The organism is Micromonospora sp. NPDC049645, assembly GCF_040675155.1.
Classification (GTDB): Bacteria; Actinomycetota; Actinomycetes; order Mycobacteriales; family Micromonosporaceae; genus Micromonospora.
Map to the genome: position 1 here is coordinate 1017543 of NZ_JBFAOI010000001.1, position 23282 is coordinate 1040824.

General features: G+C 70.1%; 24 protein-coding genes. 13 read left to right on the top strand and 11 right to left on the bottom strand.

The features are described 5' to 3' along the window. Positions 1 to 44 precede the first annotated feature (44 nt). From AB0J33_RS04780 to AB0J33_RS04790, 3 genes are all read left to right on the top strand, one after another. Positions 45 to 656, top strand: a complete 612-nt coding sequence (locus AB0J33_RS04780; RefSeq protein WP_363610238.1) for a PadR family transcriptional regulator — start codon at positions 45 to 47, stop codon at positions 654 to 656. Between the two features lie 121 nt (positions 657 to 777). Beyond that, positions 778 to 1737, top strand: coding sequence for an ATP-binding cassette domain-containing protein (locus AB0J33_RS04785; RefSeq protein WP_363609838.1), 960 nt, complete (start codon positions 778 to 780; stop codon positions 1735 to 1737). An 18-nt stretch (positions 1738 to 1755) separates the two neighbouring features. Next, positions 1756 to 2511: an ABC transporter permease gene (locus tag AB0J33_RS04790; RefSeq protein ID WP_363609840.1), complete on the top strand. Its 756-nt coding sequence runs from the start codon at positions 1756 to 1758 to the stop codon at positions 2509 to 2511. 83 nt (positions 2512 to 2594) lie between these two features. Here AB0J33_RS04790 and AB0J33_RS04795 read toward each other — a convergent pair whose 3' ends face one another. The 5 genes from AB0J33_RS04795 to AB0J33_RS04815 all read right to left on the bottom strand — a co-directional run bounded on the left by AB0J33_RS04795 (position 2595) and on the right by AB0J33_RS04815 (position 7498). Then, positions 2595 to 3248 (bottom strand): O-methyltransferase, encoded by a 654-nt coding sequence (locus AB0J33_RS04795; RefSeq protein ID WP_363609842.1) that lies wholly within the window; start codon positions 3246 to 3248, stop codon positions 2595 to 2597. Beyond that, positions 3245 to 3913 (bottom strand): Maf family protein, encoded by a 669-nt coding sequence (locus AB0J33_RS04800; RefSeq protein WP_363609844.1) that lies wholly within the window; start codon positions 3911 to 3913, stop codon positions 3245 to 3247. The genes AB0J33_RS04795 and AB0J33_RS04800 overlap by 4 nt, the downstream gene beginning before the upstream one ends. A gap of 310 nt (positions 3914 to 4223) precedes the next feature. Then, a complete protein-coding gene (gene mycP / locus AB0J33_RS04805; RefSeq protein ID WP_363610240.1) occupies positions 4224 to 5303 on the bottom strand; it encodes a type VII secretion-associated serine protease mycosin in 1080 nt (359 codons plus the stop codon). Positions 5304 to 6744: 1441 nt separating this feature from the next. Continuing rightward, entirely contained in the window at positions 6745 to 7203 is a 459-nt protein-coding gene (locus tag AB0J33_RS04810) for a hypothetical protein (RefSeq protein ID WP_363609846.1), read from the bottom strand. Positions 7204 to 7291: 88 nt separating this feature from the next. Continuing rightward, positions 7292 to 7498 carry an acyl-CoA carboxylase subunit epsilon gene (locus tag AB0J33_RS04815; RefSeq protein ID WP_363609848.1) on the bottom strand — a complete coding sequence of 69 codons (207 nt, stop codon included), beginning with the start codon at positions 7496 to 7498 and terminating at the stop codon, positions 7292 to 7294. Positions 7499 to 7588: 90 nt separating this feature from the next. Here AB0J33_RS04815 and AB0J33_RS04820 point away from each other — a divergent pair, with 90 nt between their 5' ends. Both AB0J33_RS04820 and AB0J33_RS04825 read left to right on the top strand, forming a co-directional pair. Then, positions 7589 to 9622 carry a protein kinase gene (locus AB0J33_RS04820; protein WP_363609850.1) on the top strand — a complete coding sequence of 678 codons (2034 nt, stop codon included), beginning with the start codon at positions 7589 to 7591 and terminating at the stop codon, positions 9620 to 9622. Positions 9623 to 9687: 65 nt separating this feature from the next. Next, positions 9688 to 9915 carry a hypothetical protein gene (locus tag AB0J33_RS04825; protein WP_363609852.1) on the top strand — a complete coding sequence of 76 codons (228 nt, stop codon included), beginning with the start codon at positions 9688 to 9690 and terminating at the stop codon, positions 9913 to 9915. 82 nt (positions 9916 to 9997) lie between these two features. Here the strand turns inward: AB0J33_RS04825 and AB0J33_RS04830 are convergent, their stop codons facing one another. After that, the gene (locus AB0J33_RS04830) at positions 9998 to 10750 is read right to left on the bottom strand and encodes a GH25 family lysozyme (RefSeq protein ID WP_363609854.1); all 753 of its coding nucleotides are present in this window, start codon (positions 10748 to 10750) and stop codon (positions 9998 to 10000) included. Between the two features lie 220 nt (positions 10751 to 10970). Then, a complete protein-coding gene (locus AB0J33_RS04835; protein WP_363609856.1) occupies positions 10971 to 11189 on the bottom strand; it encodes a hypothetical protein in 219 nt (72 codons plus the stop codon). Positions 11190 to 11290: 101 nt separating this feature from the next. On the opposite strand from AB0J33_RS04835, the gene AB0J33_RS04840 reads away from it, so the two are divergent. From AB0J33_RS04840 to AB0J33_RS04855, 4 genes are all read left to right on the top strand, one after another. Continuing rightward, the gene (locus tag AB0J33_RS04840; RefSeq protein WP_363609858.1) at positions 11291 to 12025 is read left to right on the top strand and encodes a M50 family metallopeptidase; all 735 of its coding nucleotides are present in this window, start codon (positions 11291 to 11293) and stop codon (positions 12023 to 12025) included. Positions 12026 to 12070: 45 nt separating this feature from the next. Further along, positions 12071 to 13054 carry a 2-dehydropantoate 2-reductase N-terminal domain-containing protein gene (locus tag AB0J33_RS04845; RefSeq protein WP_363609860.1) on the top strand — a complete coding sequence of 328 codons (984 nt, stop codon included), beginning with the start codon at positions 12071 to 12073 and terminating at the stop codon, positions 13052 to 13054. A 62-nt stretch (positions 13055 to 13116) separates the two neighbouring features. Further along, entirely contained in the window at positions 13117 to 13617 is a 501-nt protein-coding gene (locus AB0J33_RS04850; RefSeq protein WP_363609862.1) for a SigE family RNA polymerase sigma factor, read from the top strand. Beyond that, on the top strand, positions 13610 to 14467 hold the full coding sequence (locus AB0J33_RS04855) for a hypothetical protein (protein ID WP_363609864.1): 858 nt from the start codon (positions 13610 to 13612) through the stop codon (positions 14465 to 14467). Before AB0J33_RS04850 ends, AB0J33_RS04855 begins: the two co-directional genes overlap by 8 nt. A gap of 82 nt (positions 14468 to 14549) precedes the next feature. Here the strand turns inward: AB0J33_RS04855 and AB0J33_RS04860 are convergent, their stop codons facing one another. Continuing rightward, the gene (locus AB0J33_RS04860; RefSeq protein WP_363609866.1) at positions 14550 to 16133 is read right to left on the bottom strand and encodes an acyl-CoA carboxylase subunit beta; all 1584 of its coding nucleotides are present in this window, start codon (positions 16131 to 16133) and stop codon (positions 14550 to 14552) included. Positions 16134 to 16217: 84 nt separating this feature from the next. On the opposite strand from AB0J33_RS04860, the gene AB0J33_RS04865 reads away from it, so the two are divergent. Both AB0J33_RS04865 and AB0J33_RS04870 read left to right on the top strand, forming a co-directional pair. Next, positions 16218 to 17093: a biotin--[acetyl-CoA-carboxylase] ligase gene (locus tag AB0J33_RS04865; RefSeq protein ID WP_363609868.1), complete on the top strand. Its 876-nt coding sequence runs from the start codon at positions 16218 to 16220 to the stop codon at positions 17091 to 17093. Positions 17094 to 17278: 185 nt separating this feature from the next. Beyond that, a complete protein-coding gene (locus tag AB0J33_RS04870) occupies positions 17279 to 17851 on the top strand; it encodes a PH domain-containing protein (protein ID WP_363609870.1) in 573 nt (190 codons plus the stop codon). Between the two features lie 36 nt (positions 17852 to 17887). Here AB0J33_RS04870 and AB0J33_RS04875 read toward each other — a convergent pair whose 3' ends face one another. From AB0J33_RS04875 to AB0J33_RS04885, 3 genes are all read right to left on the bottom strand, one after another. After that, positions 17888 to 18538: a MaoC/PaaZ C-terminal domain-containing protein gene (locus AB0J33_RS04875; protein WP_363609872.1), complete on the bottom strand. Its 651-nt coding sequence runs from the start codon at positions 18536 to 18538 to the stop codon at positions 17888 to 17890. Then, positions 18535 to 19242 (bottom strand): GtrA family protein, encoded by a 708-nt coding sequence (locus tag AB0J33_RS04880; RefSeq protein WP_363610242.1) that lies wholly within the window; start codon positions 19240 to 19242, stop codon positions 18535 to 18537. Before AB0J33_RS04880 ends, AB0J33_RS04875 begins: the two co-directional genes overlap by 4 nt. A 63-nt stretch (positions 19243 to 19305) precedes the next feature. Beyond that, a complete protein-coding gene (locus AB0J33_RS04885; protein ID WP_363609874.1) occupies positions 19306 to 19755 on the bottom strand; it encodes a GtrA family protein in 450 nt (149 codons plus the stop codon). 526 nt (positions 19756 to 20281) lie between these two features. On the opposite strand from AB0J33_RS04885, the gene AB0J33_RS04890 reads away from it, so the two are divergent. Further along, positions 20282 to 22126 (top strand): phosphoenolpyruvate carboxykinase (GTP), encoded by a 1845-nt coding sequence (locus AB0J33_RS04890; RefSeq protein ID WP_363609876.1) that lies wholly within the window; start codon positions 20282 to 20284, stop codon positions 22124 to 22126. Between the two features lie 37 nt (positions 22127 to 22163). After that, a complete protein-coding gene (locus tag AB0J33_RS04895) occupies positions 22164 to 23021 on the top strand; it encodes a hypothetical protein (protein ID WP_363609878.1) in 858 nt (285 codons plus the stop codon). The last annotated feature ends 261 nt before the right edge of the window (positions 23022 to 23282 follow it).

Here is a 23282-nt window from a genome sequence, read left to right on the forward strand (position 1 = left end):
TAGTCAAACTTGGCTATTACGCTTGTCGGGTGTCTTCGACTCGGATGATGATTCTCGGTCTGGTGCGGTGGATGCAGCCCGTGCACGGCTACGACGTGCGCCGTGAGCTGTTGAGCTGGAGTGCCGACAAGTGGGCGAACGTACAACCCGGATCGATCTATCACGCGCTGCGCAAGCTCACCGAGGAGGGGCTGCTCCGCGCCGTCGCGACCGAGCAGGTCGGCGCTCGTCCCGCCCGGACCACGTACGAGGTGACCACCAAGGGGGACGACGAGTTCGAGACCCTGCTGCGTAACCACTGGTGGAACATCAGCGAGCCCGCAGACCCGTTCGTGGCGGCCTTCTCCTTCCTGCCGGCGATGCCCCGGGCCGAGGCCGCCGCGGCCCTGCGCAACCGGGCCAACCTGCTGCGCGCCGGTGTCGAGTCGATGCGCGCCTCGCTGGAGTCGGACTGGGTGCGCAACCGCAAGCCGGCACACGTCGGCTGGATGTTCGAGCTGTGGTCGGCGCGGGCCGAGGCGGAGATGAGCTGGTGCGAGCGGGTCGCCGACCGGATCGATTCCGGAGTGTCGTACCTGCCTGCTGAGCTGGATGAAGCGCAGGGTTGGTCGGGGTGGCGAGACGGCGGGGAGTCGGCCGCGGCCGGCTCGGAATAATCAACGTTGACCAAAAACGCTATATCGCGTTAGCCTGCTGGCGGCACAGCGGGGGAGTGCGCCGTCCGGCGTCGTCCCACCCGACGGCCGGCACAGTCGGCCCGAACGACCAGGAGCAAAAATGATCGAGACCAGGGGGCTGCGGAAGTCGTTCCGCTCCCGCGCGGGTCGAGAGACGAAGACGGTGGACGCCGTGCGGGGCGTCGACCTCGCGGTCGCCGAGGGCGAGATCTTCGGTTTCCTCGGCCCGAACGGCGCGGGCAAGACCACCACGCTGCGGATGCTCGCCACGCTGATCGAGCCGGACGGTGGCGAGGCCACCATCGCGGGCGCCGACCTGCGCAAGGACCCGGCCGAGGTGCGCCGTCGCATCGGGTACGTCCCGCAGGGCGGCAGCACCTGGGACGAGTCCACCGCCCGCGAGGAGCTGGTGCTGCACGCCCGGATGTACGGCATCGGCAAGGCCGACGCGCAGCGGCGGGCCGCCCGCGCCCTGGACGCCTTCCAGCTCACCGAGTACGCCGACCGCAAGTGCAAGACGTACTCCGGCGGCCAGCGTCGGCGGGTGGAGATCGCCCTCGGCATCATCCACGAGCCGAAGATCGTCTTCCTGGACGAGCCGACCACCGGCCTCGACCCGCAGAGCCGCGCCCACATGTGGGACGAGATCCGGCGGCTACGCGGCGACGGGATGACCGTCTTCATCACCACGCACTACCTGGACGAGGCCGACGCGCTCTGCGACCGGATCGCAATCATGGACAACGGCGAGGTGGTGGCCGAGGGCACCCCGGCCGAGCTGAAGCGTGAGATCTCGGGCGACGTGGTGCTGGTCGGTCTCGACCTGGCCGCCACCCCGCAGGCCGCCCAGGCGCTCGACGGCGAGCCGTACGTCAACAAGCTGGAGACCGCCGACGAGGGCGGCCTGCGCCTCTACGTCGACGAGGGCGCCACCGCCATCCCGCAGGTGCTGCGCCGGCTCGACCACGCCGGGTTGGAGCTGCTCTCGATCGAGCTGCACCGACCCAGCCTGGACGACGTCTTCCTCACCAAGACCGGCCGCTCGCTGCGCGAGTCCTGACCACCGGAGACGACCCTCATGAAATTCGCCCGTGACACGTGGCTGATCTTCCAGCGCCAAACCCAACTCCTGCTGCGCAACCCGGTGTGGGTCTTCGTCGGCGTGTTCCAGCCGGTCATGTACCTACTGCTCTTCGCCCCGCTGCTCAAGCCCGCGCTGAACGCGCCCACCCAGGCCGCCGCCTACAAGATCTTCGTCCCGGGCCTGCTGGTGCTGCTGGCCATCTTCGGCGGCCTGTTCCAGGGCTTCGGCCTGATCGCCGAGCTGCGCGCCGGCGTCATCGAACGCTCCCGGGTCACCCCGATCAGCCGGCTCGCCCTGCTGCTCGGCCGCTCGCTGCGTGACGTGGTCTCGCTCCTCGCGCAGGCGGTCATCATCACCCTGCTGGCGCTCCTGTTCGACCTGCGGGTGTTCCTCGGTGACCTGCTGCTGGCGTACCTGATGCTCGCCCTGATCGCCCTCATGACCTCGGCCGTCTCCTACGGCGTCGCCCTCAAGGTCAAGAGTGAGGACGCGTTGGCCCCGCTGATGAACACCGTGGCGCAGCCGGTGCTGCTGCTCAGCGGCATCCTGCTGCCGCTGACCTTCGCCCCCGGCTGGTTGCAGGGCATCGCCAACTGGAACCCGTTCTCCTGGGCGGTCGACGGCACCCGGGCCCTATTCGCCGGTGACCTGGGCAGCGACAAGGTCTGGCAGGGCCTGAGCATCACCGCGGTCCTCGCCGCGCTGGGCGTCTACTGGGCGGCCCGCCAGTTCGCCCGCAGTGTCCGCTGACGCTGGTTCGCGCTGTTCCTGAAAGTCGGGGTGTCCTCCACTGGAGGACACCCCGACTTTCCGTGTTCGGTGGTTGCCGGCGTTCAGCGGACCCGGGCGAGCGTCAGGCCGTCCGCGATCGGCAGCATCACCGGGTCCACCCGTACGTCGGCGAGGACCTCGTCGTTGAACGCGGCGATGGCCCGGTCGCCTTCGTCCTGCGGGGCGATCACCCGGCCGCCGCGCAGCACGTTGTCGACGGCGATCACCCCACCCGGACGCATCCGGGGCACCAGCTCCGCCCAGTAGATCGGGTAGCCGGTCTTGTCCGCGTCGATGAACGCGAAGTCCAGATGACGCTCGTGCGGCAGCTCCCGCAGCCCGTCCGCGGCCGGCCCGATGCGCAGGTCGATCAGATCCTGCACCCCGGCCCGAGCCCAGTAGCGCCGCGCGATGCCGGTGAACTCGTCAGAGATGTCGAAGCAGGTCAACCGCCCGCCCTCGGGCAGACCACGGGCGATCGCCAGCGACGAGAGCCCGGTGAACGTGCCGACCTCGACGGCCTGCCGCACGTCGAGCAGCCGGGTGAGGAACGTCAGGAGCGCGGCCTGCTCCGGGGCCACCTGCATGGAGGCCTGCTCGGGCAGCACCGTCCGGGTCTCGTCGGCCAGGTCCCGGATGATCTCGTCCGGCGGGGAGCCGTGGGCGATCAGATAGGAGTGCAGCTCGTCGGTGAGCGGGAGCGACTTGGTGGTCATGACCGGACGTTACCGAGCGGCTCGACGGATTGTCCGCCCGGCGCGACCTTCGTCCACAGGTCGGTGATCCGCAGGCCCAACTCGGCGAGGAGCCGGCGCAGCAGCGGCATCGACAACCCGACAACCGTTCCCGGATCACCCTCGATCCGCTCCACGAACGGCCCACCCAGCCCGTCGATGGTGAACGCGCCGGCCACCGCCAGCGGCTCACCGGTGGCCACGTACGCGGCGATCTCGTCGTCACCGATGTCGGCGAAATGGACCGTGGTCGAGGCGACCGCCTCCGCCCGCCGCCCAGCGACCACGTCGACCAGGCAGTGCCCACTGTGCAGGACGCCACTGCGCCCCCGCATCCGCATCCACCGCCGGGTCGCGTCCGCCGCGTCCGCCGGCTTGCCGAGAATCTCCCCGTCGAAAGCGAGCACCGAGTCACACCCGATCACCAACGTCCGCTGATCGGCGGCCGCGTTGAGTCGGGTCAGCACCGCCTGCGCCTTCAGTCGAGCCAACTCCAGGCACAGCTCCTCGGCCCGATCCGTCACCACCAGGGACTCGTCCACCCCGCTGACCAGCACCTCCGGTTCGACGCCAGCAGCCTGGAGCAATTTACGACGGGCAGGGCTCGCCGAGGCGAGCACGAGGCGGAGCGGCAAGGTTTCAGACACGAGCCCGACGTTACCGCCCAGCCGGCAAGGATTCCGAGACCCGCCCAGCCGGCAAGGATTCCGAGACCCGCCCAGCCCCGGCCGTTGGTGGCCCGCCCCCCGCTCGCGCCCGCGCCGCCCCGGGTGTCGGGCCGCCCGGGTGTCGGGCCGCCCCGGGTGTCGGGCCGCCTTGATGTTGGGGCGCCCGGGTGTCGGGCCGCCCTGGGTGTCGGGCGCCTTGATCCACTCGACTTTCAGGAAACCGCGCTATCCCTTCGCGTTGGACACCGCGACTTCCTAAAAGGCGAGTGGATCACGCTTCTTTGACCGGTCAGCGGCTGATTCTGGGCGGCGGATCATCACCGCGCCGGCGGCGCCGCGCAATCACCGCCCACCCGACCCCGGCAGCGACGAGCACCCCGAGAGTGGCCAACCCACGCGCGGTCGCGCCATCGCCGTCGTCACCCGGCTGGGCATCAGCCGTCGTGGTCGAGCCAGCATCGGCCGGTGCGCTCACTGATTCAAACCCCAGCGGCGGTACGTCCGCGGTCAGCGCCGCCACAAGATCGATCACCCCATAGCCGTACTCGTTGTCACGCCCAGGAGGGCCTTTGTCGACGGCGGTAGCCGTGAGCCTGTGGGCTACCTCTCGCGCCGGCAGGTACGGGTACTTGGACCTGATCAACGCAGCCGCACCCGCCACGATCGCCGTCGCGTCGGAGGTTCCAGTGCCCTTGCGGTACTTGCCGTCGATGCTCGTGCTGTAGATATCAACCGCTGGTGCAACCACGTCAATCTCCGGACCAGTCACCGACACGGCAGCATGGTTTCCGTCTCGGTCGACTCCACCAACGGCGATAACTTCCGGGTAACGTGCTGGGTAGCCCACCATCTGGCTCCAGGGCGCGTTGCCGGCGGCCGCAACAACTACAATGTCAGCTTGTAAGGCGATTCTGACCGCCTGTTGCAGTCGAGCGCTTACCCCGCCAGCGATTGAAATGCTGATGACATCGGCGCCGCCGTTGATGGCGTACTCTATTGCCGCTGCCAATGATTCGGAATCGCCATCTGCGCCAGGCGGTGAGCAAAATATCGGCAGGATCTTGGCCTTTGGTGCAATGCCAAGCGCACCAGAAAGTTCGTCGCCATGGGCCGCGATGAGGCCAGCCATCCCCGTGCCATGGCCGTCTCTATCGGTCAGTCCGTCACCGCCACCTCCAGCGATCACGTCCTTTCCAGGTAGCAGGTTGTCCCTTAGGTCCGGATGCTGATCTACGCCACTATCGGGGAGGGCAACGATTATCCCATCGCCTTGGCTGACCTTGTGGACATCGGTGATCTTCAGAAAATTGAGATGCCATTGCTCGGCACGGGCGTAATTGTCGTCCGCTGGTAAAGCAGCTTTTGGAATTCCTCCCGAAAGGCTCAAGGCCAACAGAAGGGGGAGGGCAAGGTATGACCTCACCGAGGAAGGCCGAGAGCGGGGCCCGGGTCGATCGGGCCGTCCTCGTCGGGCGGGAGGACCACGGGTGCGACCCCTTGCTCCGTCCTCCACGGATGATCCGGGTCCCATCGGTTGGACTCGCCATCACCGTCACTGTCATCGCGGATCCATCGGCTAGGCCGAATAGGCGGGGTACCCGCATGCCAACTGGCCCCAGTCCCAGGGGCACCGCCAATGGGCGACATTCCGCTGACGCTCCCGAGGGCGCGCGGAGCACTCGGCCGCGACCCTGCCCCTCCCGTTGGGGTTGTCCCAGCGCTACCACCACCGATGACACCTCCGACGGGATTGACCCGGCGCGGTGCGGTCGGACCGCTATTAGGCGGCCCCAGGCCAAGCCCCGGTGCCCCACCGATTAAGCCGCTTGGTGGAACTGGTCGAGGTGCTGGGGTCGCATTAACCCCATTGGTTCTCGGCGCCTCGGGTAATGGCCGCCCCGTCGATCCGTGTTGCTGAGTTGGCGACCTAAGGGTCCTTGACCTGTTAGGAGTGGGTCCAGGGCTTGGGGGTGGTATCCCGATGCCGGTTGGCTGGCCGGCGGGTCCTGCCTGTTGGCCGCGTGGCAAGTCCTGAGTGTTGGGGATTGGCGCTGCGGGCGCCCCGCCAAGGACAGGGCCAATTCCTCTTGTGATCGGCAGTCGGTCGCCTCGTGAATCGCCTGCGAATCCGCTGGAAGGTGATATTTGTGCGGTTGATCGAATGGGAACCGTGACAATGGGTGGAATGACGGGAGCAGCCGTTGTTGTCACAGCAGTTCCCTCCTCGTCGACGCGAGAAGCGGGTCGCGGCGGGGGTTTTTGGAGGGTGGCTTGGGCTTGTTGTAGTTCGCCGCTCAGGTTGAACATCATCGACCGGGCCCGCACGTTCAGGCGTTCCAGCTCCCCATCAGTGACAGGTGGCTGGGTGACCCTGTTGCCCATCACCGCTTTCGGGTCGGCGGCCATCGCCTCGTACGCCTGCTTCTGCTGGAACTTGGTCGCGTACTCCTCATAGACCTTGCGGAGTGCGGCGCGGGTGGTGCCGATGGCCTGGGTTGCGGCGGAGAGCGCGGTGTAGTTCGCGGCGGCGGCGTCGTGGGTGCGCTGCACCTTGTCGATGAGTTCGTCGAGTTGGGCGAGGTACGTGCTGGAGGCCGCGCTGGTCTCAGGCGGCCACGCCTCGGCGAGCCCGCGTCGGTATTGCTGGAGGCGGCCGAGGTGGGTTTGCGCCAGGTCGCAGACCTTGCGCCAGCCGGCGACCTGTTTCCAGTGGTTGGTGGTGTCGTGGTCCTGGAGGCAGGCCCACATGCTGTTGACGTCCATGAGCTGCCAGTCGGTGAGGCCGGAGGTGCGGCCGCTGCCTCGTTCGATCACGGCAGCACCACCGGCCCTTCGGCGTCGGGGCTGGTCGGGTCGGTCAGGGTCGGGGTCGGACCGCCGGGCAGGACGGTGGCCGGATTGGCGAGGGCGCGTTGCACGTCCACGACCCGGGCAGCGGTGAAGGCGTCGCTGTCGGCGTAGTGGGTGGCGACCTGATCGGCGGCGGAGGCGAGGTGGCCGGTGGCGCCTCGGACGGCGTACACCATGTCGGCGGTGGCCTGCTGCGTCTCGTGATGTGCGTGCAGGAACGTGACCAGCTCGATGAAGGCGTCGCACGGGTTGGGCAGCTTGGCGGACATGTCTTCGGCGATGTACGACAGGTGCGGCGCGTAGTTGCTCTCCACCTCGGCGGCGAGCCGGTCGGCGAACTCGCGGAGCTGGCTGATGTCGGCCTCGATGCCGCCGTAACCGCGTAGCCAGGGTGCTGGCCGGTCCTCTTCGGGGATCATGGAACCTCCCTACCCGTAACGGCACCGTTTCCCTGAGTGAGGTTAACGGCTCAAAGCGACCCTGGCAGCCCCCGTACGGCGGGTCGGGTCAACGCGGTAGGCCGGCGGCGCGCCAGGCACCGGGGCCAACGCCGCGGCCGGCCGGTCGACCACTGCGCGCCCAGGCGGACGTCGTCGCGGGCGCGGGGACGGCGGCCGGGCGGGACCGGATGATGATCGCCCCCACCAGAGCGGCCAACTCCTCGGCGGTGGGCACGCCGCGGACGACCCGGAACAGCGGCTCTTCGGCAGACATGCCGACAGGGTACGCGGCCGGAAGTTACGGAGAACGCACAGTGGCGTGCCGGCGGTGTGAGCGTCAGCGGGTCCGGGTACCGTCTCACCGATGTCGAACGCGCTTCCCCAACTCGTCGCTGACCGATACCGGCTTCTCTCGCCGCTCGGCCAGGGCGGCATGGGCCGGGTGTGGAAGGCGCGCGACGAGGTGCTGCACCGGGACGTCGCCATCAAGGAGTTGGTGCCGCCGCCCGGTCTGACCGACGAGGAGCGCCGCGAGATGCGCGAGCGCTCGCTGCGGGAGGCGCGGGCCATCGCCCGGCTCAACCACGCCAACGTCGTCCGCATCTTCGACGTGCTGCGCACCGACGGCGACCCGTGGATCGTAATGGAGTACGTGGCGTCGAAGTCGTTGCAGGACACTCTCGCCGAAGACGGCCCGGTGTCGGTGGCCCGCGCGGTGGAGATCGGCCTGGGCGTGCTGGGTGCGCTCAGCGCCGCGCACAAGGCGGGCGTCATGCACCGCGACGTCAAGCCCGGCAACGTGTTGCTCGGCGACGACGGTCGGGTGGTGCTGACCGATTTCGGTCTCGCCACGATTCCCGGCGATCCCAACGTGACCCGCACCGGCATGGTGCTCGGCTCGCCCGCGTACATCTCGCCGGAGCGGGCCCGGGACGGCACGGCCGGGCCGGAGGCCGACCTGTGGTCGCTGGGCGCGACGCTCTACGCGGCGGTCGAGGGCAAGTCGCCGTACGCCCGGCCGTCGGCGATCGGCACCCTGGCCGCGTTGGCCACCGAGCCGATTCCGCCGCCGAAGAACGCCGGGCCGCTCAAGGCCGTGCTGAACGGCCTCCTGCGCAAGGACCCGAACGAGCGGATCACCGCCGAGGTGGCGGAGCGGTTGCTGCGCCGCGCCGGGGGCAAGCGGTCGCGCGGGATTTCACTGCTCGATGGCGTACGCCGGCCTGGGCCGAACGGTCCGCGCGAGCCGCGCCCGCCGCACGTGCCGGCGCCACGACCGGCCGAGAGCACGGACCGGCCGGTGTCGCCGCCAGCAGCACCGGCTGCCGCTGCGGCCGCCTCCGCCGCCGCTGCCGCCGCGACCTCCGCCGCCGTGACTCCCGCCGCGGACGCCACGCCGACGTCCGTCGTCTCCTCCGGTGTGGACGCCGACCCGACCGCGCTGGTACCAGCCGACCCGACCGCCGCGGTCGACCGCCCGGCAACGTCCGAGGCCAAGCCGTCCAACGCCGACCCGACCGCTGGCGAGCCGACCGCGAAGGTCGCGGTCACGGGCGACTCGACCGGTGACGGTACGACCAACGACGACGACGAGCCGACGATTGTCGACGGCCCGCCGGTGGCGCCGGAGCAGCGCAAGCCGTCGACCCCGACGGCGCTCATGCCCCCGGTGGGTCCGGCCGGTCGTGCGCCGGTGCCGCCGTCGGACGGCACGAAGCCGAACAACACCCGACGCAACCTGCTGATCGGTGCCGTGGTCGCCCTACTGCTGATCGGCCTCGTGGTGGTCGTACCGATGCTGACAAAGGGCGACGACAAGACCCCGCAGGCCGACCCGACCAGTGCTGCCGCGACGTCTGAGCCGGCGCCGACCTCCGCTGCGGCCGCGCCGCCGCCCACCACCGGTGCCCCGACTCCGTCGGCCTCCGCGACGCCCTCGGTCGACCCGAACGCGCTGCCGGCGGGCTGGAAGCTGCACCGCGACCCGGCCGGCTTCGCCCTGCCGATCCCCGACGGTTGGGTGCGGAGCCAGGTCGACGGCGTCACGGTCGTCTTCGACGAGTCCAACGGCCCGGGTGAGCTGCTCGTGCAATGGACCAGCAGCCCAGCGAAGGATGCGGTCGCGGACTGGCGGGAGCAGGAGCCGAATCGCGCTAGCCGCGTCAACAACTACCAGTACCTCAGCATCAAGGCGTGCGACTTCTGGAAGACCTGCGGGGACTGGGAGTGGCTGGAGACCCGGGACGGGCAGCGGATCCACGTCCGCAACCGGGGGTTCGTGACGGCCAGCAACCGGGGCTACGCCCTGCGGTGGGAGATCGCGGAGAAGGACTGGCAGGCCAAGCTGCCGGACTTCGAGCGGATCGCCAAGGGTTTCGTGCCCGACCGGCAAGACTGAAACTCACTCGCATGACCGTCCGTCGTCGTGGGTAATTGACCTTCGACGACGGAAGGAGGCACGACATGGGTTACCGACGGAGGGACGCTCGGCCCCGGCTGGCACTGTGGATGCTCGTGGCGCTCGGCGACGCGATTCTGCTGCTGGTCAGCGCGGGGGCATCGGTGCTCGTCGCACTGTTCGGCGTCGTGGTCGTTGCCGGCCTTGGCGTGGCTGGCTGGCGGATGGCCCGCCGGGGCGCGCTGGCTCGTGAGGATGCTGTGGTGCCGGCGTTGAGTCGGCGGCGGGCTTGACCCGGCCCGGTGGTGTGGCGGCAGCCGGACCGATTGTCGACCGTGATGGTGACCGTCGATCCCGCTGCCGCCAACGGACCGATCAGGTGTTGTTGGCCAACGCGATGAGTCGACTGCGGTCGCCGTTCCAGTAGTTGCGGTCCACGTTGCCGCTGATCCCGGAGACGACGCCGGTGCTGGTGTACTGCCAGAAGCTCCACACCGGCGCGCCGGCCGGCAGGGCGCCCGGCGTGCTCGACCAGCGGGCCAGCCAGAGCGGGTGGTTCGCCCACGGGCCGGTCCAGCTGCCGGTGCACTGGTTCCACCAGCTCGTGGTGGTGTAGATGACCGCGTACCGGCCGGTGCGGGAGCGGTAGGTGTTCAGGAAGTCCTGCACCCAGTTGCGCATCCCGGTGGTGCTGAGCCCGTAGCAGTAGCCCCCGCTGTACGGGTTGGCCTCGATGTCCAGCGCGGCGGGCAGGGTGCGGCTGTCCGCGGACCAGGCACCGCCGTTGGAGGCCAGGTAGGCGGCCTGGGTGGAACCGGCGGAGATGTTCGGCCGGGCGAAGTGGTACGCCCCGCGGATCACCCCGGCGTTGTAGGCGTTGACGTAGTTGGCGTTGAAGTTCGGGTCCTTGTAGCTGGTGCCCTCGGTCGCCTTGATGAAGGCGAACTCGATGCCCGCGTTGCGGACGCTGGTCCAGTTGATGGTGCCCTGGTAGCGGGACACGTCGATGCCGGCCGTGGTGGCGGCGGCCGCCGGTCCGGCGGTCGCGACCAGGGCCGCCGCCGCGGTGGCGAGGACGGTGAGGCCGGCCGCGAGCGCGCGGCGCAGCGATGATCGGGTACGGGCCATGAATGCCTCCAAGGACGTGGTTTTATCGACATCCATCTTTGGAGTTAAGTGCCCTTGATCGCAAGAGCGACTGAAAAAAGCTTCATCGACGCGCGTCGGTCGCCCCGGTGACGAGAGTGGAACGGGTCAGCGCAGCGTGGCCGGGTCGAGTTGCCAGCGGAACGGCTCGACGACGGTCAGCGTCTCACCGGGCTTCGCCACCTGATCCTCGACGTAGTGCTCACCGTCGAGTCGGAACAGTCGCAAGGGGTTGTGGTCGCACCGCTCGACGCAGGCTGTAGACGAGTTCCCACGACACCAACTGGTGCCGCTTGCTCGGGGCAGGGCTCACGATCAGGCTCCCGTCGAGCAGCTCGACCCGGTCCGGGGTTTCACCCGAGGCGAAGTAGTCGGCCTCGGTCCAGAGCCCGACGTGGTGTCCCAGGGGTTCCGCACTCATCGGCGCTCACCTCCCGCTTCACTCGCCGCCCGATCAGGTTCACAGGATACGAGCCGGTGCCTCGGGAGCGACACGGAACGCCGCCGGTAGGCTCGCGCCCCATGATGTCGATCGACGGGCTGGGCGACCTGTGGGACACGCTGTTCGGCGCGCAGCCGGACCCGCCCGCGCTGCTGGTGATGCTCACCGGGGCCGTCGCACTGGTGGTGGTCTCCACCCGGCTGCCGTGGCGGATCGCCCGTAACGCGATCACCATCGCCCACGAGGGCGGGCACGCCCTGGTCGCCCTGCTCACCGGCCGCAAGCTGCGCGGCATCCGGCTGCACTCGGACACCTCCGGGCTGACGCTCTCCGCCGGCCGCCCCACCGGACCGGGCATGATCCTCACCCTGCTCGCCGGATACGTCGCGCCGCCGCTGGTCGGGCTGGCCGGCGCCTGGCTGCTCGGTGGCAACCGGATCACCCTGCTGCTCTGGGTGGCGGTGGCGCTGCTGCTGGCCATGCTCGTCATGATCCGCAACGTCTTCGGCGTGGTGTCGCTGCTGGTCACCGGCGCGCTGGTGTTCGCCGTCTCGTGGTACGCGACGCCGCAGGTCCAGGCCGCGTTCGCGTACGCCGGGGTGTGGTTCCTGCTGCTCGGCGGGGTGCGGCCGGTGGTCGAGCTGCAACGGCTGCGTTCGCGCGGCCGGATGCCCGCCTCCGACGCCGACCAACTCGCCGGACTCACCCCGTTTCCGCCGCTCTTCTGGGTGGGTGTCTTCGCCCTGGTCAACCTGGCCGCCCTGCTGGCCGGCGCACTCCTGCTGGCCGCTCCCTTCCTCCCCACGTCGTCCTAGGCCCTGATCGGCAGCGGGAGCCGCGCGGGCGGGCAGAATGAGGGCATGCGATACGTGATCATCGGGGCGGGTGCGGTCGGCGGAACCATCGGCGTACGGCTGGCCCAGGCCGACCGGGACGTGACCCTGGTCGCCCGCGGCGCCCACCTGGACGCGATCCGCGAGCGGGGTCTGACCCTGCGGCAGCCCGACGGCGCGGTCACCACCCGACTCCCGGCGATGGACCGGCCCGCCGACCAACCGTTGCCGGCGGACACCGTGCTGATTCTCACCGTGAAGTCGCAGGACACCGCCGCCGCGTTGGCCGCCTGGGTGGACGCTCCGGTGGTCGGCGGCGGCACGGCGGGCGAGCGTCTGCCGCTGGTGACCGCGCAGAACGGGGTGGCCAACGAGCGGGCCACGCTGCGGCTCTTCGCCGACGTGCACCCGATCTGCGTCTGGCTGCCGGCCACCCACCTGGACCCGGGCGTGGTGGTCGCCAACGGGTACCCGCACCCCGGGATGCTCCACATCGGCCGCTACCCCGCAGGCGCCGACGACACCGACCGGGCGATCGCCGCCGACCTGACCGCCGCCGGCTTCGTCGCCCCGGTCCGCACCGACGTGCTGCGCTGGAAGTACGGCAAGCTGCTCAGCAACCTCGGTAACGGCCTCCAGGCGCTGCTCGGCCAGGACATCCCGGACGCGCTCGTCGAGCGGGTACGCGCCGAGGGCGTCGCCGCGCTCGCCGCGGCCGGCATCGCGCACACCACGCCGGAGGAGGAGAAGGCCGAACGGGGCGACCTGGTCGGGCAGCGCCCGGTCGACGGTGAGGCCCGCTCCGGCGGCTCCACCTGGCAGAGTCTGGCCCGGGGCACCGGCTCGACCGAGGTCGACCACCTCAACGGGGAGATCGCGCTGCTCGGCCGGCTGCACGGCGTACCGACACCGGTCAACGTGGCCGTGCAGCGGGCCGTACGCCGGGCGGTCCGGGAGCGGATCGCGGCCGGCGCGTTCCCGCTCTCCGAGCTGGAGAAAATGGCCGCCTGAACGGGGCAACCGACGCCCCCGTCCGGTGCGTGTTCCCAGCGACCGACACGGGGAGGTAGTAGGTGCCGGACGTCGACGGGTTCGACGAGTTCTACCGGGGGAGTCGGCAACGGCTGCTCGGGTTCGTCTACGCCCTCACCGGCGATCGGGGCGAGGCGCAGGACGCCGTGCAGGAGGCGTACATCCGGGCGTGGCAGCGCTGGTCGACGGTCAGCGCGTACGACGAGCCGGAGGCGTGGGTGCGGGTGGTGGCCAGCCGGATCGCGGTCAGCCGGTGGCGCAGCCTGCGTAGTCGTGCCCGCGCGTACCTGCGGCACGGGGCAGCCGAGACCGTTCCCGGCCCGGGCACCGACACCGTCGAGGTGGTCGCCGCCCTGCGCCGACTGCCCGAGGAGCAACGCGTCGCCATCGCCCTGTACTACCTGGTCGGCATGCCGGTCGCCGACGTGGCGCGGGAGACCGCGGCGCCGGTCGGCACGGTCAAGGCCCGGCTCTCCCGGGGGCGCGCCGCGCTCGCCGGCCTGCTCGCCGTCTCTGATCTGGAGGAGGCCACCGATGCGTGACGACCCGACCTTCGTCGAGCAGATCCAGCGGGACCTGCGGGACGTGCGCTGGCTCGACCCGGAGGAGATTCGCTCCCGGGCCCGTCGCCGCAGCCAGCGCAGAATTGTCGTGGCCACCGTCGTGCTGGCCCTCGCCGGGGTCTCCGCCGCGGCGGTCGCCGCACCGGGGAAGCCGCCGCCGACGGCACTGCCGGCCGCCTCTCCCACGCCGACCCGCCATGAGATCACCACCGACGCCCTGTTGCAGGTGACCGACCTGGAGCAGTCGGCCAATGTCGTGTGGCTCAGCCAGTCGGGGCTCGGCGAGCCGGTCCAGCTGGATCAGTTGCTCGGCTCCTGCCGCACGAGCCAGGGATACTCGGACGGGTGGCAGATGTCGATCCTGTCCCGCTCACAGACCCTGCTGAGAGAGGACCGGCCGGGCACCTACGGCGCTGGCGAGGCTCTCGTCACACAGGATCTCTACCGGCTGGTGCCGGAGGCGGCCACCAAGCTCCTCGCCACAATGGACGACCTGGTCGCCCCGTGCGCCGAGTGGAACAGCGTCGGCGAGTACAACGTGGGGGGCGCAACGGGCACCGGGTCGGCGAGGCAGCGGTGGACGGTGGCCCAGCGGGATTTCGCCGGCGACGGGGCCGCGCTGCTGCGGCACACCGCTTCGCAGCCCGTCGACCAAAGAACGGGTCAGCCCGTCGCCGCGGTGCCCAGGCCGACCAGCACCGCGGTGGTCCGGGTGGGTGACCTGATCACGGTGCTCAAGCTGGGGCAGACCGGCACCGAGCCGGAACTGCGTCGCCTGGCGGGCGTCGCCGCCCGCCGGATGTGCGCCGCCGCCAACCCGCCCTGCTGAACCCGGGCGGGGCCAGCGGGGCGCGCCGCCACCAACCCGCCCTGCTGAACCCGGGGCGGGTTCAGCAGGGGCAGCGGCACGATCAGAGCGGGATGTTGCCGTGCTTCTTCGGCGGCAGGGTCTCCCGCTTGGTGCGCAGGATGCGCAGCGCCCGGACGATCTGGGTACGCGTCTCGTGCGGCGGGATCACCGAGTCGATGTACCCACGTTCGGCCGCCACGTACGGGTTGGCCAGGGTGTCCTCGTACTCGGCGATCTTCTCGGCCCGGACCGCGGCCGGGTCCTCCGCGTCGGCCAGCTCGGAGCGGTAGAGGATGTTCACCGCACCCTGCGCGCCCATCACCGCGATCTGCGCGGTCGGCCAGGCGAAGTTCAGGTCCGCGCCGAGGTGCTTGGAGCCCATCACGTCGTACGCCCCGCCGTACGCCTTGCGGGTGATCACGGTGACCTTCGGGACGGTCGCCTCGGCGTACGCGTAGATGAGCTTCGCGCCCCGGCGGATGATGCCGTCCCACTCCTGGCCGGTGCCGGGCAGGAAGCCGGGCACGTCCACGAAGGTCAGCACGGGAATGTTGAACGCGTCGCAGGTACGGACGAACCGGGCGGCCTTCTCGGAGGCGGCGATGTCCAGGGTGCCGGCGAAGTGCATCGGCTGGTTGGCGACCACGCCGACCGGTCGCCCCTCGACCCGGCCGTACCCGACCACGATGTTCTGCGCGTAGAGCGGCTGGACCTCCAGGAACTCCCCGTCGTCGAGGACGTGCTCGATGACCGTGTGGATGTCGTACGGCTGGTTGGCCGAGTCCGGGATGAGCGTGTCCAACTCCCGGTCCTCGTCGCTCACCTCAAGCGAGGCGGGGGCCTCGACGACGACCGGCTCGTCGAGGTTGTTGGACGGCAGGTACGACAGCAGCGCCTTGACGTAGTCGACCGCGTCCTCCTCGTCGGTGGCGAGGTAGTGCGCGTTGCCGCTGCGGGAGTTGTGCGTGCGTGCCCCGCCCAACTCCTCCATGCCGACGTCCTCGCCGGTCACCGTTTTGATCACGTCCGGGCCGGTGATGAACATGTGCGAGGTCTGGTCGACCATCACGGTGAAGTCGGTGACCGCCGGCGAGTAGACCGCGCCACCGGCGCAGGGCCCCATCACCAGCGAGATCTGCGGGATGACACCGGAGGCCCGCACGTTGCGGAAGAAGATCTCGCCGTACAGGCCGAGCGAGACGACGCCCTCCTGGATGCGCGCGCCGCCGGAGTCGTTGATGCCGACCACCGGGCAGCCGATCTTCATGGCCAGGTCCATCACCTTGACGATCTTCTCGCCGAAGACCTCGCCCAGCGAGCCACCGAAGACCGTGAAGTCCTGCGCGAAGACACACACCTGCCGGCCGTCGACCGTGCCGTAGCCGGTGACCACACCGTCGCCGTACGGGCGGTTGCGCTCCAGCCCGAAGGCCGTGGACCGGTGCCGGGCCAGCTCGTCGAGTTCGACGAAGGAACCCTCGTCGAGCAGCATCTCGATCCGCTCGCGGGCGGTCTTCTTCCCCCGCGCGTGCTGCTTCTCGACGGCGCGGGCCGACCCGGCGTGCACGGCCTCGTCGACCCGGCGCTCCAGGTCCGCCAGCTTGCCCGCGGTGCTGTGGATGTTGGTCCCGGTCTCGGTAGTCACCCAGGGAATATAACGATGGTTCAGGTGAATGCCGCTGTGCAGTACACCTCAGTGTCGACCGGAGCACCGCCGTAGGCTGGCGGAATGCCGGGCTCCCCGTACACCGATCTGGACCGGCCGCCGCTGTCGGCGGCCCGGCTGCGCCGCGCGTTGGTCGCGCCGAACGGGCCGTGGGCCCGGTTGGAGTTGCGCGCCGAGACCGGCTCCACCAACGCCGACGTGGCCGAGGCGGCCCGCGCCGACGAGCCCGAGGGCCTGGTCGTGGTCGCCGAGCGGCAGACCGCGGGCCGGGGCCGGCGCGGTCGGGTCTGGCAGTCGCCGGCGCGGGCCGGCATCGCGACCAGCGTGTTGCTGCGGCCCGGCGAGGCCGTGCCGGACCGCGGTTGGCTGCCGGCGACACCCACCGGGTACGGCTGGCTGCCGTTGCTGGCCGGCGTGGCGCTGGTCGAGGCGGTGGCCCGGCTGGCCGAGCTGGACGCCACCCTCAAGTGGCCCAACGATCTGCTGATCGGCGACGCGAAGTGCGCCGGCGTGCTGGCCGAGGCGGTGCCCGGCCGCTCGCCGGACCAACCCCCGGCCATCGTGCTGGGCATCGGGCTCAACGTGACGCTGCGCGCCGACGAGCTGCCGGTGAACCCGACCGGGCTGCCGGCCACCTCGCTGCAACTGGCCGGCGCGGCGGCCACCGATCGGGATCCGCTGCTGCGGGCGCTGCTGCGGGCGGTCGCCGAGTGGTACGACCGCTGGCGCTCGGCGGGCGGCGACGCGGTGGCCAGCGGCCTGCGGGAGGCCTACCTGGCGGCCTGCGCGACGATCGGTCGCGAGGTGCGCGTCCTGCTTCCCAACGGCGAGTCCCTGACCGGCACCGCGACCGGCGTGGACCCCGACGGCCAACTGCTGCTCACCACCGCGACGGGGGAGCGGACGCTGGCCGCCGGGGACGTCCTGCACCTGCGCTGAAACCCACCCCGCCGGCGCGCTTCCCGCGAGCGTGCGACGGCGTCCGGGCCGGGCTGGTGAGAGCCGCGCGACGGCGACCGGAAGTGCAAGATCATATACAGCTTGTCGGGCCGCGTGGCGGATGTCGTGGTGGGGCTTGCGGGGTTTACCGTCTGCGCGTCGAGACAATGGCGTTGGAGGTTCCCGTGGCGTTTCCTGAAGACGTGCTCACCGAGGACGAGCACGTCGTGCTGCATCTGCACCCGCACTGGAAGGCGCTGATCCGGCCGATCGCGGTGCTGGTGCTGGCCATCGCCGCGGTGGTGGTCGGTGTGCTGCTGTTGCCCGAGAGCGGTGGCGGTTCGATCGCGTTGGCCGTGATCGGGGCAATCGCCCTGATCGCGGTGCTCTGGCTCGGCCTGTGGCCGTTCCTGGTCTGGCGTACCACGCACTACCTGTTCACCAACGAGCGAGTGCTGCTTCAGCAGGGTGTCTTTTCCCGGGATCGGCGGGACCTCCCGCTCACCCGGGTCAACGACCACTCGATGAACCAGCGTTTCATCGAGCGCCTGCTCGGCTGCGGGACGCTCACCATCGAGTCGGCCGGTGAGCGCGGCCAGTCGGTGCTCGCCGACGTGCCGAATGTCGGCAAGGTGCAGACCACCCTGTACGAGCTGGTCGAGGCACAGCACGACAAGCACTCGCTGGGCGACGGAGAGATGCGCGACATGCTCGCCGACATGCAGGACGGCAAGCCGCTGCGCGACACCACGACCTGATCCGGGCCGCTGGTGACCCGCCCCTGCCGGGGCGGGTCAGTCGTGTCGTTGGGCGCCGGGCGGGTCGCTGGCGGGCGCGTCAGCCTCGGGCCGGCCGGGCTCGGGCCGGTCAGGCTCGGGCCGCTCACCTTCGGCTGGATCGGCTTCGGTGGGATCGGTGGGATCGGTGGGATCGGTGGGATCGGCCTCGGCCGGGCGGACGGCGAACCAGCCGCGGAAACGGGTGCGCAGCACCTCCTGCTCGGGCCGGTCGTCGGGGCCGAGGCGGAGCATGGTGCCGGTGAGGCTGACGGTGCCGAGCCCGGGGCGGGCGGTCGACGGCCGGGCGCCCATCACGTCGACCCGGACCGCGAGCCGGTCGCCGGCGCGGACGGGGGCGAGCCAGCGCAGCTCCTCCAGGCCGGGGGACGCGTCCGCGGCCGCCCGGGACAGCAGGTGGTCGACGTACGCGCGCATGAACAGGCTGACCGTGTAGAAGCCGCTGGCGATCAGGCCGCCGTGCCGGCTCCCCGCGGCCAGGTCGGGGTCGACGTGGTACCACTGCGGGTCGAAGCGGCGGGCGAAGGCGACCATCTCGTCGCCATCCACGGTGACCACGCCGAGGTCGACGGTGAGCCCCGGGACAAGATCCTCGAAGAACAGCTCGGCCGGTCGCCCCGTGCCGGAGCGGGCCTCGGGGGCCGTCACCGGCGGGGCGCGCGACGGGTGCTGACGTGCAGCTCCGCGGCGAGTTCCGCGTCCAGGTCGGCGGCAGGGCTGACGCTCAGTCGGGTGGGTCGGCCCTGGGCGGGTGCGCCGGGCGGAGCGTCGGGGCGCTGTGCGGAATCCGCCTCCTCCAGCTCGGACACGGATTCCGCCAACTCGGCGACCGGGTCCATCTCCGCCATGGTGTCCCACTCGTCGCGCGGAATGTCGTGCCAGGTGGTCTCGGGCTGCGCGGCCTCGTCCTCGGCTGGGGCGACGGGCTGGAAGACGAAGGTCCGGTAGGACCAGAAGCGGAACAGCGTGGCCAGCAGGACGCCGACGGTCTTGGCCAGGTTCAGCGCCAGCAGTCCGTGTACGCCGAGGCCGTATTTGGCCGCCGCCACGGCGCCCAACTCGATGAGCAGACCAGCGCCGTTGAAAAGGAAGAACAGCAGGTATTCCCGGCGAAGTGCCGATTTCGGGCGATCGCGGTACGTCCAGTGCCGATTCATCAGGTACGACGTGATCGTGGCGACGATGGTCGCGATCACGGTCGCCTTCAACTGACCATTGACGAAAACGGTCAGTGCAAGGGCATTGAACACCGCGTAATTGATGACGGTGTTGATGCCGCCGACGATGCCGAACTTGAGCGCCTCGTGGATGAACTTCTGCCAGCGCTCAGGCAGCAGGCGGACAAGACGCATGCGAAACACCTTAGGGCAGTCGGTGCGGCCGGCGATCACCGGCCGAACGAGGTGGGCGGCAGGTCACGCCCCGTGGTCACGGTCGGGATTCACCTGCGGAAGGGTCGGGGTTCCCGCTTCGACGAAGACGAACCGCCGGTACGACCAGAATCGGAACAGCGTGGCGAGCCCGGTGCCGACGATGTAGCTGGCGAGGTTGTCCGCCAGTCGCGTCTGGAACACGGACGGCCAGATGGCCCCGAGGCCGTAGCGGCTGATTGCGAGGCAGGCGACCGTGATGCCGAGGCCGACCGCGTTGAAGAAGAAGAAGAGCGCGTACTCCCGGGCGGCGTTGTTGCGCTGCCGGTGCCGCCAGGTCCAGAACCGGTTGCCCACGAAGGCGACGGAGGCCGCGATCACAGTGGAGATCGTCTTCGCCGTCAACTCCTCGACGCCGTGCTTGCTCGTCAAATAGTTGAAGAGCGCGAAGTCGATGAGGAAGGCGAAGCCACCCACGGTGGCGAACTTGCTCATCTCGCGGAGGAGGTGACCGAATCGGTCGAGGAGTCTGCCGACGAGACCCTGTCGAGTCTGCCGGGGACCCGGTTGTTCCCCGGTCATCGTGGCGGCCACGGGGGGAGCCTACCGGCTGCGACCCAGTCGGCGGGGTAGCAACGGCAAGCGGACGTGCTCTCCGGTGGGGGCCCAGCACCGTGTGCCTGACCGCTGCACCGAGCGTAGCCAATTGGGAGGACTGAGGCGCTCCGGAACGGGAATCCACGCACCGGTCGGCGGGGCAGGTCCACGGCCCGACCGCAACAAGCGTCCGCCGGGGTGCACAACAAGATTTGCGTGAAACTGCGCGGGAAAGCGGGTATCAGCTCGTGATGCCGCAGCGAGGCCGTAGCTTGTGCAGTTCTTCACAACCTGTCCCACTGACTCGGAAGGCTGCCCGGTTTACGCTGAGGCCAATCCCAGGTTTCCACGAAGGCGACGCATCGCGCCGCCGAGTCTCGTGCATCCCATAGATCGGTCAGCGTCGACCACAAGGAGATGTGTCATGGTTGCTCCGGCTGTTGTGCGGGGTATTGATCAGGCCCCGACGTCCCACCCGAAACTGCTCGCCTGGGTCCGTGAGGTCGCGGAACTGACCACCCCCGACCGTGTCGTCTGGGTGGACGGCTCCGACGAGGAGTGGCGTCGCCTCACCGATGAGCTGGTCGAGGCCGGCACACTGGTCCGGCTCAACCCGGAGAAGAAGCCCAACTCGTTCTACGCGCGCACCGACCCGACGGACGTCGCCCGGGTCGAGGAGCGCACCTTCATCTGTTCCGTCGACGAGGCGGACGCCGGCCCCACCAACAACTGGATGGCGCCGGCCGAGATGAAGCGGACGATGACGGATCTGTACCGGGGCTCGATGCGTGGTCGCACCATGTACGTCATTCCGTTCGTCATGGGCCCGGTGGAGGCCGAGTCCCCGATGTTCGGTGTCGAGATCACGGACAGCCCGTACGTGGTCGCCTCGATGCGGATCATGACGCGGATGGGCACCCGGGTCCTCGAAGCCATGGGCGACAACGCGGACTTCGTGCACGCGCTGCACTCCATCGGCGCCCCGCTCGCCCCCGGCCAGCAGGATGTCTCCTGGCCCTGCAACGACACCAAGTACATCTCGCACTTCCCGGAGACCCGGGAGATCTGGTCGTTCGGCTCGGGTTACGGCGGCAACTCGCTGCTGGGCAAGAAGTGCTACTCGCTGCGGATCGCCAGCGTGATGGGCCGGGACGAGGGCTGGCTCGCCGAGCACATGCTGATCCTCAAGATCACCTCGCCGGAGGGTCGGGTCTACCACATCGCTGGCGCGTTCCCGTCGGCCTGCGGCAAGACCAACCTCGCCATGGTGGAGCCGACCATTCCCGGCTGGAAGGTCGAGACCATCGGCGACGACATCGCCTGGATGCGGTTCGGCCCGGACGGCCGCCTCTACGCGGTCAACCCCGAGTACGGCCTGTTCGGCGTCGCGCCCGGCACCGACTGGAAGACCAACGCCAACGCCATGCGCACCCTGGACCGGGGCAACTCCATCTTCACCAACGTCGGCCTCACCGACGACGGCGACATCTGGTGGGAGGGCATGGGTGAGCCGCCGGCGCACCTGATCGACTGGAAGGGCAACGACTGGACGCCGGAGAGTGACAGCCTCTCCTCCCACGCCAACAGCCGCTTCTGCACCCCGATCACCCAGTGCCCGATCCTCGCCGACGAGTACTTCGACCCGAACGGCGTGCCGATCGACGCTATCCTCTTCGGCGGTCGCCGCAAGGACACCGTTCCGCTGGTGACCGAGGCCCGCGACTGGGTGCACGGCGTCTACATGGGTGCCACGCTCTCCTCGGAGACCACCGCGGCCGCGTCCGGCGCCGTCGGCGTGGTCCGACGGGACCCGATGGCGATGCTGCCGTTCATCGGCTACCACGCCGGGGACTACTTCCGGCACTGGATCGAGATGGGCAAGGGCGCCGACGGCGACGAGGCGAAGCTGCCGAAGATCTACTACGTCAACTGGTTCCGGAAGGACCCGGACGGCTCGTTCCTCTGGCCGGGCTTCGGGGAGAACTCCCGGGTGCTCAAGTGGGTCGTCGAGCGGATCGAGGGTACGGCCGACGCGGTGGAGACGCCGGTCGGCATGGTTCCCGCACCGGACGCCCTGGACGTCGAGGGTCTGGACATGACCCCGGAGGACGTCCGGATCGCCCTGAAGGTCGACCCGGACGAGTGGCGCAACGAGCTTCCGATGATCACCGAATGGTTCGAGAAGTTCGGTGACAAGCTGCCCGGCGTGCTCTGGGCCGAGTTGGACGCGCTGCGCGCCCGCCTCGACGCCGCGCAGCCGCAGCGCTAGGTGTGAAGTCCGCCCCGTGCGGGCATCGTCGGATCCCATGAGGACGGCCGCCGAGACCCAGGTCCGGCGGCCGTCCGCCGTCCGGGTGCTGACCGTCCTGTTGGCGACGACGGCGGCGGCCACCGTCGTGGTCGAGCTGCTCAACTGGTGGTACGCCCCGGAGCAGGGCTTCGGGCTGGCCGTCCGGACCGGCTGGGCCATGCTGCGCTCGTTCGGCTTCCTGTTGCTGAGCGGGCACGTACGGCGCGGTCGCACGGCCGCTCGCCCGTTCGGGCTGATCCTCGCGGTCACCACGATCTTCGCGGTAGGCCGGCTCATCGTGCCCCGGCAGGGGGTGCCGCCGCTGCCCGGCCTGCTCGGCTTCGCCATCCTCACGGCGCTCTGTGCCGCGGTGGTCTGGCTGCTCTACCGCTCGTCGGCGTTGGCCGGGCACCTCGTCCGGCACCGTCCCCGCCTCGTCATCGACCAGGCCGGCATCTCCTGGCGGGAGACCCCTCCGCGTCGACCACAGGCCAGCGCCTGGTTGCTGACCAGCCGGGTTGCGGCCTTCACCTACAGCCCGCTGATGCTGGTGCCGGCCCTGGTGGCCGGGGATTCGATCCTGGACGGTCGGCTGAGCGCGGCGCCGGCCGTGCTGTTCTGGTTCGGCGCGGGCATCTCGGCCAGCTACGCGGTGCTGTTCTGCACCGCGTTCCTGATGCGTGGCAAGGACTGGGCGCGTGGCCTGCTGGTCGTCGTCACGGTGGCCGTGCTCGCCGTGGACCTGCCGCTGTGCTGGTGGCTGCTCGGCGTGGACGGCCTGGTCCGCGACGGTGCCCCCCTACTCGCCGCCGCGGCGCTGACGCTCTACGGCCTGCGCCGCGCGGCTCGCGCCCCCGACGCCGTCTCCGCCTGAGCGCCGGCACGATCTCCCCACCTGTCGGTCGCCTCGCGACCCGCAGCCCAAAGGACCGGGAGCACCACCAGGTAGTCGCACGCTGTAGAGCTGCCCCAGATATGGGCCACCGTCGCGGCCCGAGCCCGAACGTCTGTGCGGCCCACGTCTGTGCGGCCCACGCCTGTGCGGCCCACGCCTGTGCGGCCCACGCCTGTGCGGCCCACGCCTGTGCGGCCCACGCCTGTGCGGCCCACGCCTGTGCGGCCCACGCCTGTGCGG